This window comes from Microbulbifer mixtoriginis (SeqCode) (assembly GCF_052466865.1).
Genome location: NZ_CP174293.1, coordinates 1,066,063 through 1,079,389, shown reverse-complemented (window position 1 = coordinate 1,079,389; position 13,327 = coordinate 1,066,063). Strand labels below are relative to the sequence as shown.

Below are 13,327 nucleotides of genomic sequence, written 5' to 3'. Positions count from 1 at the left end.
CCCACATCCAGGCAAAAAAGCCTTCCTGTTAATGGGGAGCCCCTAAAATGGAGCAGGTTGAAAACATTGTGATTGGTGCTGGAGCCATTGGTCTCGCCAGTGCCTATGCCCTGGCCATTAGAGGGCAGGATGTGCTGGTTCTGGAACAACACACCAATATTGGCACAGAGATTAGCGCCCGTAGCAGCGAGGTGATCCACGCCGGCATTTACTACCCAAGCAGCAGCTTAAAGGCTAAAGCCTGTGTCGCGGGCAAAGCCAAGCTGTATCGTTTTTGCCGCGAGCATGCGGTCCCACACAAAGCCATCGGCAAATTAATCCTGGCTACCAGCGAAGCCCAACTCCCCCAACTCAAAGCCTTGAAAGCCCAAGGAGATAAGAATGGCGCCGGCCATTTACAACTGCTGAGCGCAAGAGAAGCCAAGGCAATGGAACCCCAGCTGCAGTGTCACAGTGCAATTTATTCACCTACCACAGGCATCTTCGACAGCCATGCCCTGCTGTTGGCACTGCAGGGCGCCCTGGAAGCAAGAGGTGGCCAGGTGGTACTGGACACAGCGGTAAAAAAACTATCGCGGGAAAGTGACCACTACCAACTCACCATGAGAGATGGCTATCAACTCGGTACCAAGAATTTGATCGTAGCCGCAGGGCTACACAGCCACCAATTGCTCTGCAAAATCAACGACAAAAGTATTCGACAACTAGTCCCAAACCAATTCCTGGCAAAGGGGAATTATTTTTCTCTCGACCACAACCCCCCTTTTTCCCACCTGATCTACCCCCTGCCAGAACCCGGCGGACTGGGTACTCATCTCACACTGGATTTGGAGGGCTATGCCCGCTTTGGACCCGACGTTGAGTGGGTAGAAAAAATTGATTACACCGTGGATAAAAAAAGAGGGGAAAGGTTTTATAAAAGTGTTCGCCTTTATTGGCCCGAGCTCCCCGCAGAAAGCCTAAAGCCAGATTACGCTGGCATTCGCCCAAAGCTCTCGGCAAAAGGCGGCCCAACCCAGGACTTCAAAGTATTCCACTGGGGCGAAAGTCAAGAACCACAACTAGTAGCCTTTTTCGGCATTGAGTCACCCGGCCTTACCAGTTGCTTATATTTAGGGGAGATGGCAGCAGACTGTATTTGCCGCTAAAAACTGCTCTCTGTAGAGACCAACAAATGTCTTAAAGGCTCAGCCAAGTAGAGAATTTTCAGGCGCGAGCAAACCAATATTCACAGAGAAGTAAAAAATAAAAAGGAATGCAGTAAAGAAATGGTGGGTCGTGCTGGATTCGAACCAGCGACCAATTGGTTAAAAGCCAACTGCTCTACCAACTGAGCTAACGACCCTTAGGAAGTTGGGCGAACTTGGTATGTCCCAACTCAGGATGCCTTTACTTCTCTCGCAGATCTGTAAAAGCTGTGGGGTTACTGTGGATATCCCCGGCGGAAATGGTGGGTCGTGCTGGATTCGAACCAGCGACCAATTGGTTAAAAGCCAACTGCTCTACCAACTGAGCTAACGACCCTTTTCCGTGCCTCGATGTGAGGAGCTGCGTATCTTACGGATCTATTCTGAAAAGACAATACCTAACCCGAAAAAAAATCTAACAAATTTAAGGGGTTAGGCATTTCCCATAAAAATGACACCAACTGACAATCAACTGGCATACACCGTAGGGTCCGCCAAGCCTGCTTCCGTAAATCCCGCAGCACGCAGCCGACAACTATCGCAGCGACCACAGGCCGCACCATCTGGGCGCGCCTGGTAACAGGATACCGTCAAACTGTAATCAACCCCAAGACGGGTTCCCTCGAGTACAATATCCGCCTTACTCATCTGCATCAGCGGCGCTCTCACAGAGAGCTTGTTTCCCTCTACCCCAGCGCGGGTAGCGAGGTTGGCCATCTTTTCATAGGCCTCGATATACTCCGGCCGGCAATCCGGATAGCCAGAGTAATCCACCGCATTGACGCCGACAAAAATATCCTGAGCTCCAAGCACCTCGGCCCAGCCAAGGGCAATAGAGAGGAATACCGTATTGCGAGCCGGTACATAGGTAACCGGGATGCCACTGGTTTCCTCTTCGGGAACCTCAATACTGTCATCGGTTAGGGCCGAGCCGCCGATTGAACGCAGATCGAGCTTCACCACTTTGTGCTCAGCCGCCCCGAGATCAGCGGCTACGCGCTTTGCCGCTAACAATTCAGCTTCGTGCCGCTGACCGTAATCAAAACCCAGGGCATAACATTCATAACCCTCTGCACGCGCCATGGCGAGCACTGTGGCCGAGTCGAGGCCACCGGACAGCAAAATTACCGCTTTCTTTGCAGTCATCTCTTCCTCAATTTTTCAATCCACAATCACCGGGCCAATCAGACACCCGGGATATCTCCCCACAGCAATTTGTGCAGCTGCATCTGCATGCGCACCGGCAACCCATCGGCCAGCACCCACTCCGCCAGCTGCCGCGCCGGCAACTGCTCATAGCTGGGCGAGAAAAGTACCTCCCCTACACGCTCTGGCAAGTTGTACTGATCCAGGGTGAACCTGGCCCACTCATAATCGCCCCGGTCACAGATCACAAATTTGATCTGGTCATCGCGGGTGAGCACCTGCATATTTTCCATGCGGTTGCGGTGCTGCTCTCCGGAAGCTGGGGTTTTCAGATCCACAACCCGGGATACCCGCGGGTCCACCTGATCCACCGGCATAGCGCCACTGGTCTCCAGTGATACCGAGTAGCCAGCGTCGCAAAGAGCTTCAAGTAAGGGCAGGCAATTGGGTTGGGCCAGAGGTTCGCCGCCAGTTACACACACATGGTGTGCGGGATGGCTTTGCACCTGCTTCAATATTTGCTCCAGGGTCATGCGCTCGCCGCCATAAAAAGCGTATTCCGAGTCACAATAGGTACAGCGCAGTGGACAACCGGTCAGTCGAACAAAAACCGTAGGCAGGCCACTTTCCCGCGCTTCCCCCTGAAGGGAGTAGAAAATCTCACTAATTCTGAGTGATTCTTTAGACAGATTGGTCATACACACCCGACACAAAAACGCCCGAATGGCACATGCCATCCGGGCGCGGGATCATAGGCTTTTTCTGCTCAAAAAACCAGCGATGCAAGTTAGGCAACAGCAGCAGTTATTACTGCCGCACCGGGCTAGAAGTTCTCCTGCAGATATTTTTTAGCCAGGTTTGATGCACGGGCATCACTCGCCGCCACCTGCTCCAGCAGGTTGCGCGCTTTCTGCTGATCTCCCAGCTGGTGGTAAACCGTTCCCAGCTTGTAACGACCGTCCCAGACTTTATTAGAGTTCGGGTAGCCGTCCAGCAGGGCCACAAACCATCCGCGGGCCTCTTCCAAATTTCCCTGTACCAGCGCTATCTCACCCAGCCAATAATTGGCATTGGGGGCATACTGACCGTTGGGGAAGTCTTGTAGCAGACTCTTGAATTCGGCACTTGCGCCACCGTAGTCACCATTGCGAGCCAGACCAAAGCTGGCCTGATAGCGGTCGCGTTCACTCTTGCCGTCTTTCGGCCCCTGGGGCTTGGGTGGCATTGAGGAACCCCCTCCAACAGAGGCGCCACCACTGCCTTTAGTATCCACCGGCGGCTGAGCTGAGGGCTCTGTACCACTCAGGCGCGCTATACGCCGGTCCAGATCCATATAGTCCTCGGTGCGCTGTTGTTTGAGACGCTTAATCTCGTGGCGCAGCTCCTCAACCGTACCGCGCAATTCGCGCACTTCCTGCTGCAATACCTGCATCTGGTAGTAGGCTTCAGCCTGGGGGTTGGTCTTAGCTTTGGGACTGGGGGTTGTGGCGCGGGCGAGGTAGATGTCCTCGTTAGTAGCGTCACTTGAGACGGGCGACGGCTCCTGGCTGCTAGCAGTCAGGTCGACAATCGGGGCTTGGGAGAATACGGGCGATGCCGCAGCCATTATGGCAGCGGCGATCGCCAGTTTTCTAATCGTAAAAGCCATTGGCATCCATTTTGACGATTAGTTAATAACAACGCGACGGTTCATCGCACGGGCAGCTTCGTTAGAGCCCATTTGAGCCGGGCGCTCTTCACCGTAGCTGATTACTTCCAGGTTAGCTGCGTCTACGCCCTGCAGTACCAAAAAGTCGCGTACAGCATTGGCGCGGCGCTCACCCAGAGCCAAGTTGTACTCGCGGGTGCCCAGTTCGTCAGCGTGGCCTTCGAGGCGAACAGCAGTAGCATTACTGCGCATGCGGTCGGCGTGACGGATCAGCAGTTCACGGGTTTCCGGCTTCAGCAGGGACTGGTCGAAGTCAAAGTAAACCACATTTTCCAACGGAGCCATGGTTTCAGCTTCATCTACAACGTTAGTTTCAACTTGAGTATCAACCTCAGGCTGAGTGTACTCTTCACCGCTGGTGTTGTCGCTGCTGGTATTGCTACAACCGGCCATTACTGCCAGAACACAGGCCAACCCCAGGCCCGTTTTTACTGATTTCAACATAAGCTACTCCGCTTTTAGTGTTATCGAAAATCCTGAAAGATTTTTAAAATTGGTCTTATAAATACCCTACGCTTCAGAGCGCTGGGCCCCCGCCTCAATCAAAGTATGGCGACCATGCCGGTTCACGGACATCGCCTCTCTGTGAGGGTAAGTTGTACTTCACCCCGGCATCCAGCGATACCGCAGCCAGAATGCCCTTGTCTCCGCGCTTGGTTGCGTACATCAGCATGGCCCCATTGGGTGCAATGCTGGGGGACTCATCCAGGGTGGTCTCCGTGAGGACACGCATCCTGCCCGAGTTAATATCCATCGTGGCGATGGTAAAGGTTCCCCGGTTGCGATGTACCATGACCAACGTTTTCCCATCAGGAGAAACACGCGGCCGCGCATTGTAGTCGCCATCGAAGGTTAAGCGGTCGACTTGACCAGTGGCAAGAGTCAATTGGTAAATTTGTGGCTTCCCTCCCCTATCTGAGGTGAAAACCAGCGATTTACCATCCGGCATCCAGTTCGGCTCGGTATCGATGGAGAAGTGTCTGGTCATGCGAGTGAACTTACCACTCGCCAAATCCAGTACATAGATCTCCGGGTTGCCGTCCTTGGAGAGCACCATAGCCAACTTGGTTCCATCAGGAGACCAGGTTGGTGAGCTGTTGATGCCCTTGAAGTTGGTTAGTTGCTTGCGCACGCCGGTGCGCAAGTTTTCGCGGAAGATCGCCGGGCGACCGGTTTCGAAAGAAACATAGGCCAACTCCTGGCCGTTGGGCGACCACATGGGCGACATCACCGGCGCACTGAAACGACGGATCTGCTTGGCGCGGGCACCGTCGATATCCGAGCGCATCAGCACATAGCTGGGCTTGCCGCCGCGCTTCTCTTCCTGCACATACACCATCTCTGTGGAGAAGGCGCCGCGAATACCAGTGATGGCCTCAAAGATTTCATCGGCGGCGCGGTGGGCGATATCGCGCAACTGGGTTTGGCCGCCGCGTACCTGTTTGGTGAACATCTTGTGCTGGCCGAAAACATTAACCAGGTCAAAAGTCAGCAGGTAGCCCGAGGCCTGGGGCTCGATACGGCCGGTAACAATGTACTCGGTGCCGAGGATACGCCAATCGCGGAACACCACATCTTCCGGAGTTTTAGGGAAGGACAGCATGTCCTCCTTGGGTACCGGAGAAAAAAGGCCGCTGCGGCGCAGGTCGGCGGAAATAATTCCAGAGACATCCTCTTTGAGGACACCACCGCCTGACCAGCTGAATGGGGATACCGCGATCGGGGTGGGGTCATCGATACCACTGGTGATATCCACCACCAGCTGGGCGCGAGCCCCCAGGCTCACCGAGGCGATTGCAATAATGACGACTGTCTTCAGTAAACTCTTGATCATTGGCGCAGATCTTCGACTTTAAAGTTCAAAATTGTGGTGCGGACTTCCCGCTCGAATATCACCGGCTCCTCCTGGGCCAACTTGGCCACTTCAGGAAAGACTTCCACCCGGCGGATGGCGGTGAGTACCGATCGATCCAGGGCCGCATTACCACTGCCCTCGACGATATTAGTTGCCACCACCCGGCCGGTGGGGACAAAATTTATTTTTACCTTGGTCAACATGCCGTTACGGGCACTCGGTGGGCGACTCCACACGGCTTCAATTTGCTGCTGAATCGCTTGGGCTACAGACATCACCGCCTGCTGCCCATCATTGGCATCAAGCAGCTCCTGCTCATCTTCCAGCGCTTCATTGAAAGAGCTCTCTCGCTCTTTGGCCAGCTGCTCCTTGAGTTCTTTTTCCTTACGCTCTTTTTCTTTGCGCTCTTTCTCGCGCTGGGCCTTCTCCTGCTTAGCCTTGCGATCGGCTTCGACTTTGGCCTTGCGCTTTTTCTCCGCTTCCTGCTTTTTCTTTTGCTCCAGGGCCGCGCGGCGCTTGCGCTCCACTTCGGCCTTGCGTTTTTGCTCAGCCTCGCGCTGGGCGCGCTGCTGAATTTTGTCTACTTTTTTGGGCAGTTTCTTCTTTGGCGTCGCCGCCTCAATGGTTACCAGCTTGGCCTGCACAAACTTCGGCATCGGTTTGCGCTCGGGCATACTGCTGGCTTCCCAACCATAGGTAATGGCAGTGATTAGCGCCCCGTGTAACAGGAGGCTAATTATTATCGCCAATACATAAAAGCCTTTATTCACCGGCACCCTACCCCTGCGGTGGCTCTGTCACCAGGCCGACACTGGGTGCACCCGCCTGCTGCAGCTCGGTCATGGCATTGACGATCAAACCGTAGCGGGCCTCGCTATCGCCCCACACCAGCACCGGGGTTTTCGGCTTTTGCCGCAACACCTTGGCCACCGTCTCCTTGATCTCAGTGAGAGACTTGGCCTCCTGCTCATCGGTACCCAGATTTAGGTAATAGGTGCCATCGGCACGCACCGAAATAATCAAAGGCTCCTCATCGGTGTCCTCCATCGGCGCCGAGGGCGCATTTGGCAGGTCCACTTTGACCCCTTGCATCAACAATGGTGCCGTGACCATAAAGACAATCAACAGCACCAGCATCACATCGATGTAGGGCACAACATTGATCTCGGAGACCAGCTTTTTCTTGGTTCCCTTGCGAAACACACTCATAGGGTTCGCCTACTCACTACTCAGCCGGAGTGCACTTTGCGGTGCAGGATAGAGGAAAACTCCTCGGCGAAAGTTTCGTAGCTGGACAACAGCCACTCCGCCTTGGCCGAGTAACGGTTGTAGGCCATTACCGCGGGAATCGCCGCGAACAAACCCATGGCCGTTGCCACCAGTGCCTCACTGATACCCGGGGCTACAGTGGCAATGGTGGCTTGGTGCATCGTGGCGAGACCGCGGAAGGAGTTCATAATCCCCCAAACGGTGCCGAACAGGCCGATATAGGGGCTAACGGAGCCTACAGTCGCCAGAAACGGCAGGTTCATCTCTACCTTTTCCTGTTCCCGGGACATGGCCACGCGCATGGCGCGCTCGGTACCTTCCATAACCGCTTCCGGGCCACTACTGCCCTGCTGGCGCAGGCGGGTAAACTCAGTAAAGCCAGCGCGAAACAGGGATTCGACCCCATCGGTCTTTCCTTTTTCGGCGCGCTCGTTGCCCTCTCGAAACAGTTTGTTCAGATCTGCGCCGGACCAGAAACGACGTTCAAAATTATTGAGCGCGCGTTTGGCCTGGGATAAGTAGAGCCCGCGCTGGATAATCATGACCCAGGACACCACAGAAGCCAGTAACAGCAGCAACATGACGAGCTGTACCAACAGGCTGGCGTTCTGAATTAGCCCCCAAAGAGAAAGTTGTTCACCGGCGTTCATCTTCTTAAATAACTGCCTTTAATGCTGAATAAATAGGTTCCGGCAGGGCACAGGGCCTGCGGCTGTCGTCAGCGACACAGGCCACTTTGACCACGCCTTCGCAAATTAGCTCATCGCCGCGCCAAATTTTTTGCTCAAAAGTCACTGCGGCACGCCCCAGTTTGCCAATCGCCGCCGTGGCGCGCAACGCGTCATCGAGCCTGGCGGAACGACGGTACTGGACCTCGGCGGAATGTACCACCAACAGTACACCTTCCTGCGGCATCGCCGGCTTATCATACCCGAGGGAGCGCAACAGTTCTGTGCGCGCGCGCTCCATATACTTCAAATAATTCACGTAATACACGATGCCGGCCGCATCGGTATCTTCGATATAAACCCTTACAGGAATACCGAACGCTTCCTTCATTGAATTTCCCTCACTTCCACAATCACCCGCCCCAAAAGTAACTGGTGCTGAATCATCAACTGACCTTATCCGGCTTAGGCAGGCCAAAATGTTCATAGGCGAGCCCGGTAACTACTCGCCCACGGGGTGTCCGGGCAATATAGCCCTGCTGGATCAGGTAGGGCTCCAATACATCTTCCAGAGTATCCCGCTCTTCGCTCACAGCAGCGGCGAGACTATCCACCCCCACTGGACCACCATCAAATTTCTCGATCATCGCCAACAGCATACGTCGATCCAGAGAGTCAAAGCCTTTTGCATCCACATTGAGCATATTCAAAGCGGCATCGGCGATATCAGCATCCACCGCACCATCGCCCTTAACATCTGCGTAATCGCGCACACGGCGCAGCAGACGATTGGCAATCCTCGGGGTACCGCGGGCGCGACGCGCCACTTGTAAGGCTCCGCCTTCATCCATCTCAACCCCCATCAACCTAGCGGAGCGACGCACGATACTGGTGAGGTCTTGCACGTTGTAGAATTCCAGCCGCTGCACTATGCCGAATCGATCGCGCAGGGGCGAGGTGAGCAGGCCCGCTCTGGTAGTGGCGCCCACCAGAGTAAAGGGTGGCAGATCCAACTTGATTGAACGCGCCGCCGGCCCCTCGCCGATCATAATATCCAGCTGGTAATCCTCCATGGCCGGATACAAAACCTCTTCTACATGGGGGCTGAGCCTGTGAATCTCATCGATAAACAGTACGTCCCCAGGTTCCAAATTCGTCATTAGCGCGGCTAGATCACCGGCCTTCTCCAGCACTGGCCCCGAGGTAGTCTTGATCGCAACACCCATCTCTGCGGCAATAATATTGGCCAAAGTGGTTTTACCCAGACCTGGAGGACCGAACACTAAAGTGTGATCCAGGGCCTCTTTGCGCAGTTTGGCCGCCTGAATAAAGATCTCCATCTGCTCGCGCACCACTGGCTGACCCACATAGTCGGCCAGCGCTTTGGGGCGCACAGCGCGGTCGTACTGCTCTTCCTGCCCAGAGGGCCCCGCAGGTTCTGGGGCTACTAAACGATCGGCTTCAATCATCGCAATAACACTCCAAGCCTCCCGGTTTAGGCGGGTGCCATGCCCTTTAGGGCCAGGCGGATAAGGGTGGCACTGTCGGCTTCCGGCTGCTCCTTGCTCGCGCGGGCCACCATTTTGCTGGCCTCAGTGGGCTTGTAACCCAGGGCCACCAGGCCGCTCTCCGCCTCGCCGGTATGATCTACCTTGGGTGCTGTGGCTGCCGCCATCAATGGAATATCGTTGGAATCACCGAAATCCGGGGTCAACTTATCGCGCAGCTCTACAATCAGACGCTCGGCCGTCTTCTTGCCAACGCCTGGTACCTTTACCAGTGCCGCAACATTATCCTCAGCCACACAGCGTGCCAAAGCCGCACCATCGAGACCGGATAAAATCGCCAGGGCCATCTTGGGGCCCACACCACTGACCTTGATCAGGGTCCTGAACAGTTTGCGATCGGCGTCGCGGATAAAGCCGTAGAGTTGCTGGGCCGTTTCGGAAACCGCCAAGTGCGTGTGTACTTGAACCGGCTGTCCCAGGGCGGGCAATTCAAAAATTGTGGTCATAGGCGCGAGTACTTCGTAGCCCACCCCTTGCACATCAATCAGTAACAAAGGGGGCTGTACCGCGGCCAGAGTGCCACTCAGTCTTCCAATCATGTGTTGTTCCAGGTTTATCTATCGCTGCCCACAATGAGGGCCAAGTTCTGTAGAGTTTTCTAAACGCTGAGGCGACCGCGGCGAAAGCGGCTGCGCGCTCCGCCGGCGGTAAATAGCAGAGTCTGCTCCGTGTGCATATGGCAGAGAGCCACGGCGAGTGCATCGGCGGCATCCTCCTGGGGAGTCCCCGGTAGTGACAGCAAGGTTTTGACCATGTGCTGCACCTGCAGCTTATCGGCTGCACCACTGCCCACCACCGCTTGTTTGACCTTGCGCGCCTCATACTCAGCCACGGCGAGACCACTATTGGCCCCGGCCACTATGGCTGCACCGCGCGCCTGACCCAGTTTCAGGGCTGAGCCCGCACTCTTAGACATAAATACATTTTCAATTGCCATCTGCGCCGGTTGGTATTGCTGGGCAATCTGAGAAACCGCATCGAAAATCAGCTTTAGGCGCTCAGGTAGGGGGCCTTCAGGAATACGAATTACCCCACTGGCCACATAGCGGGCATTACCCCGTTCTACATCGATAATTCCATAGCCGGTTTTACGCGAGCCGGGGTCAATACCCAGGATTCGGGTCAAGAGGTGTTCCCCAAATATCTGTATGTTTATATAGTGGCGGGAGTGTCCCAAGGTGGGAGCGAGGCGTCAAGGGAGATCGCAGACAGCATAGAAAAAGTGGCTATCTGCTGAAGCGATATGAGGGTAAACCGGAGCAAACACCGTCCGCCCCGGTCTGAACTGGGACTCAGCCCAACTCTTCCATCACCTCTGCGGGAATATCCGCGTTGGTGTAAACATTTTGCACATCGTCGAGATCTTCCAGCATCTCGATCAGGGCTAACACCTTCTCTGCCCCCTCTTTATCCAACGGGATAGTGGTGGACGGAATCATGGCGATTTCAGCGCTGTCAGGCGTGAAGCCTGCGGCTACCAGCGCATCTTTCACCGTGAGGTAATCCTGGAATTCAGTGGTCACCTCAACGCTGCCATCATCGTTGGTTTCGATATCCTCAGCACCCGCTTCCAGGGCCGCTTCCATCAGCGCGTCTTCATCCACGCCAATGTCGTAAAACATTTGACCTTTGCGGGTGAACAGATAGCTTACGGAGCCATCGGTACCCAGGTTGCCGCCGCGCTTGGAGAAAGCGTGGCGAACCTCGGCCACTGTACGGTTGCGGTTGTCGGTCAGACACTCCACCAGTACTGCGACACCGCCGACACCGTAACCTTCATAAACCACAGCTTCATAGTTATCACCTTCCGCATTGCCGGCGCCGCGGGCAATGGCTTTATCGATGGTGTCGCGCTTCATGTTCGCGCCCAGAGCCTTGTCGATAGTCGCGCGCAATGTCGGGTTATCGTCGGGGTTGGGGCCCGCCTTGGCCGCTACGGTCAGCTCACGAATGATCTTGGTAAAGATCTTGCCGCGCTTGGCATCCTGAGCCGCTTTACGATGCTTGATATTGGCCCATTTACTATGTCCGGCCATGTTCCGTCTCTCTTCAATCTGTGCGAGGGATGGGCCAATAAGCGAAGCGAAATGCCCATCACCACGATTTGACAGGCCCGCTTCGCCCGGCCCGTCGGGGGAAAATCAGCTGATTTTTTCTTCTTTCTGGCGCAGGCGAATATTCAGCTCGCGCAACTGCTTGGCATCCACCGTGCCCGGAGCATCCGTCATGACACAGGCGGCACTCTGGGTTTTGGGGAAGGCAATCACATCGCGAATAGAATCGCTGCCTGTCATCAACATTACCAAGCGGTCCAAACCAAAGGCCAGGCCTCCATGGGGCGGCGCACCATACTTGAGAGCATCCAGCAGGAAGCCAAATTTCTCGCGCTGCTCTTCCGCATCGATACCGAGAATACGGAACACCGTCTGCTGCATGGCCTGGTCGTGGATACGCACAGAACCGCCACCCAGCTCGGTACCATTCAGCACCATATCGTAGGCGCGCGACAGCGCCCCCAGTGGGTTCTGCTCTAATTCTTCGGGGCTACAGGAAGGTGCAGTAAACGGATGGTGCAACGCGGTGAGGCTGCCGTCTTCATTTTCCTCGAACATCGGGAAGGCCACTACCCACAGGGGCGCCCACTCACTGGTGTACAGATTGAGGTCTTCACCCAACTTGCAGCGCAGCGCACCCAGCGCTTCGGAGACTACTTTGGCAGTATCCGCGCCGAAGAAAATAATATCGCCGCTCTCAGCCTCAAGCCGATCCAGAATGGCAGCACGAGTCTCAATGGGCAGGAATTTCACGATCGGCGACTGCAGGCCATTCTCCAGGTCGGAGCGGTCGTTCACCTTCACATAGGCCAGACCCTTGGCACCGTAGATGCCCACAAACTTGCCGTAGTCATCGATCTGCTTGCGGGTCAGCTTGTCGCAGCCACCGCTCACCTTGATAGCCGCTACGCGACCTTTGGGATCATTGGCCGGTCCAGAGAACACCTTGAAGTCCACTTCGGTCATCAGGTCTTTGATCTCTACCATTTCCAGTGGAATGCGCAGATCCGGCTTGTCAGAGCCGTAGCGCAACATCGCCTGGTAATGGGACATACGTGGGAATTCACCCAACTCAATGCCTTTCAATTCCTTGAACAGCTTGCGCACCATGCCCTCAGTGATCGACATAATCTCTTCCTCGTCGAGGAAAGAAGTCTCGATATCGATCTGAGTGAATTCCGGCTGGCGATCGGCGCGCAGGTCTTCATCGCGGAAACACTTGGCAATCTGGTAGTAACGATCGAAGCCGGACACCATCAACAACTGTTTAAACAGCTGCGGAGACTGCGGCAGGGCAAAGAATTTGCCATCGTGGGTGCGGCTCGGCACCAGGTAATCGCGCGCGCCTTCGGGGGTGGCGCGGGTTAGGATCGGGGTTTCGATATCGAGGAAACCGTGCTCATCCAGATAATTGCGAATGGCCGTGGTGAGCTTAGAGCGGAAATACAGGTTGTTCTGCATTTCGTTGCGACGCAGGTCCAGGTAGCGGTACTTGAGGCGCACGTCCTCACCCACAGCGGTGTGCTCATCCAGCTGGAAAGGCACTGTCTCTGCCGTGTTGAGAATTTCCAGCTCAGTGCCGTAAACCTCAACTTCACCGGTCACCATATTCGGATTAAGGGCTTCGGGCGCGCGGGCACGCACACGGCCGGTGACCTTGAGAACATATTCGCTGCGCACGCGATCGGCCATTTCGAAATGCTCGGCCGCATCCGGGTCGAATACCACCTGAACAATTCCCTCGCGGTCGCGCAGGTCGATAAAGATTACACCGCCGTGATCGCGGCGGCGGTCGACCCAGCCACAGAGGGTTACTACACGGTCTATGTCCGCGGAACGAAGGACGCCACAGTAGTCGCTGCGCATGGATGA

15 protein-coding genes and 2 tRNA genes are annotated in these 13,327 nt (G+C 55.4%); 1 reads left to right on the top strand and 16 read right to left on the bottom strand.

Annotation, left to right across the window (positions count from 1 at the left end; genetic code table 11):
- Window positions 1–47: 47 nt before the first annotated feature.
- Window positions 48–1,148: an NAD(P)/FAD-dependent oxidoreductase gene (locus ACJJJA_RS04960; RefSeq protein ID WP_444903893.1), complete on the top strand. Its 1,101-nt coding sequence runs from the start codon at window positions 48–50 to the stop codon at window positions 1,146–1,148.
- A 121-nt stretch (window positions 1,149–1,269) separates the two neighbouring features.
- Here ACJJJA_RS04960 and ACJJJA_RS04955 read toward each other — a convergent pair.
- From ACJJJA_RS04955 to aspS, 16 genes are all read right to left on the bottom strand, one after another.
- A tRNA-Lys gene (locus ACJJJA_RS04955) sits at window positions 1,270–1,345 on the bottom strand.
- 103 nt (window positions 1,346–1,448) lie between these two features.
- A tRNA-Lys gene (locus ACJJJA_RS04950) sits at window positions 1,449–1,524 on the bottom strand.
- A gap of 131 nt (window positions 1,525–1,655) precedes the next feature.
- Window positions 1,656–2,333: a 7-cyano-7-deazaguanine synthase QueC gene (gene queC / locus ACJJJA_RS04945; protein WP_444883815.1), complete on the bottom strand. Its 678-nt coding sequence runs from the start codon at window positions 2,331–2,333 to the stop codon at window positions 1,656–1,658.
- A gap of 38 nt (window positions 2,334–2,371) precedes the next feature.
- Window positions 2,372–3,031, bottom strand: coding sequence for a 7-carboxy-7-deazaguanine synthase QueE (gene queE / locus ACJJJA_RS04940; RefSeq protein ID WP_444903892.1), 660 nt, complete (start codon window positions 3,029–3,031; stop codon window positions 2,372–2,374).
- Window positions 3,032–3,156: 125 nt separating this feature from the next.
- Window positions 3,157–3,981: a YbgF trimerization domain-containing protein gene (locus ACJJJA_RS04935; protein ID WP_444891296.1), complete on the bottom strand. Its 825-nt coding sequence runs from the start codon at window positions 3,979–3,981 to the stop codon at window positions 3,157–3,159.
- 18 nt (window positions 3,982–3,999) lie between these two features.
- Window positions 4,000–4,485, bottom strand: coding sequence for a peptidoglycan-associated lipoprotein Pal (pal, locus tag ACJJJA_RS04930; protein ID WP_252084627.1), 486 nt, complete (start codon window positions 4,483–4,485; stop codon window positions 4,000–4,002).
- Window positions 4,486–4,579: 94 nt separating this feature from the next.
- Window positions 4,580–5,875: a Tol-Pal system beta propeller repeat protein TolB gene (tolB, locus tag ACJJJA_RS04925; protein WP_444903891.1), complete on the bottom strand. Its 1,296-nt coding sequence runs from the start codon at window positions 5,873–5,875 to the stop codon at window positions 4,580–4,582.
- A complete protein-coding gene (gene tolA, locus ACJJJA_RS04920; RefSeq protein ID WP_252084625.1) occupies window positions 5,872–6,666 on the bottom strand; it encodes a cell envelope integrity protein TolA in 795 nt (264 codons plus the stop codon). Before tolA ends, tolB begins: the two co-directional genes overlap by 4 nt.
- A gap of 7 nt (window positions 6,667–6,673) precedes the next feature.
- Entirely contained in the window at window positions 6,674–7,105 is a 432-nt protein-coding gene (gene tolR / locus ACJJJA_RS04915; protein ID WP_444883811.1) for a protein TolR, read from the bottom strand.
- A 20-nt stretch (window positions 7,106–7,125) separates the two neighbouring features.
- The gene (gene tolQ / locus ACJJJA_RS04910) at window positions 7,126–7,815 is read right to left on the bottom strand and encodes a protein TolQ (protein ID WP_152451559.1); all 690 of its coding nucleotides are present in this window, start codon (window positions 7,813–7,815) and stop codon (window positions 7,126–7,128) included.
- A gap of 4 nt (window positions 7,816–7,819) precedes the next feature.
- Entirely contained in the window at window positions 7,820–8,224 is a 405-nt protein-coding gene (gene ybgC / locus ACJJJA_RS04905; protein ID WP_252084623.1) for a tol-pal system-associated acyl-CoA thioesterase, read from the bottom strand.
- Between the two features lie 55 nt (window positions 8,225–8,279).
- Complete coding sequence (gene ruvB, locus ACJJJA_RS04900) at window positions 8,280–9,302, bottom strand: Holliday junction branch migration DNA helicase RuvB (RefSeq protein ID WP_252084622.1); 1,023 nt, start codon at window positions 9,300–9,302, stop codon at window positions 8,280–8,282.
- Between the two features lie 26 nt (window positions 9,303–9,328).
- Window positions 9,329–9,940: a Holliday junction branch migration protein RuvA gene (ruvA, locus tag ACJJJA_RS04895; RefSeq protein ID WP_444903890.1), complete on the bottom strand. Its 612-nt coding sequence runs from the start codon at window positions 9,938–9,940 to the stop codon at window positions 9,329–9,331.
- Window positions 9,941–9,999: 59 nt separating this feature from the next.
- Window positions 10,000–10,527 carry a crossover junction endodeoxyribonuclease RuvC gene (gene ruvC / locus ACJJJA_RS04890; RefSeq protein WP_444903889.1) on the bottom strand — a complete coding sequence of 176 codons (528 nt, stop codon included), beginning with the start codon at window positions 10,525–10,527 and terminating at the stop codon, window positions 10,000–10,002.
- A gap of 166 nt (window positions 10,528–10,693) precedes the next feature.
- Entirely contained in the window at window positions 10,694–11,437 is a 744-nt protein-coding gene (locus tag ACJJJA_RS04885) for a YebC/PmpR family DNA-binding transcriptional regulator (protein WP_252084619.1), read from the bottom strand.
- Between the two features lie 105 nt (window positions 11,438–11,542).
- Entirely contained in the window at window positions 11,543–13,321 is a 1,779-nt protein-coding gene (aspS, locus tag ACJJJA_RS04880; protein ID WP_444888052.1) for an aspartate--tRNA ligase, read from the bottom strand.
- Window positions 13,322–13,327: the final 6 nt, after the last annotated feature.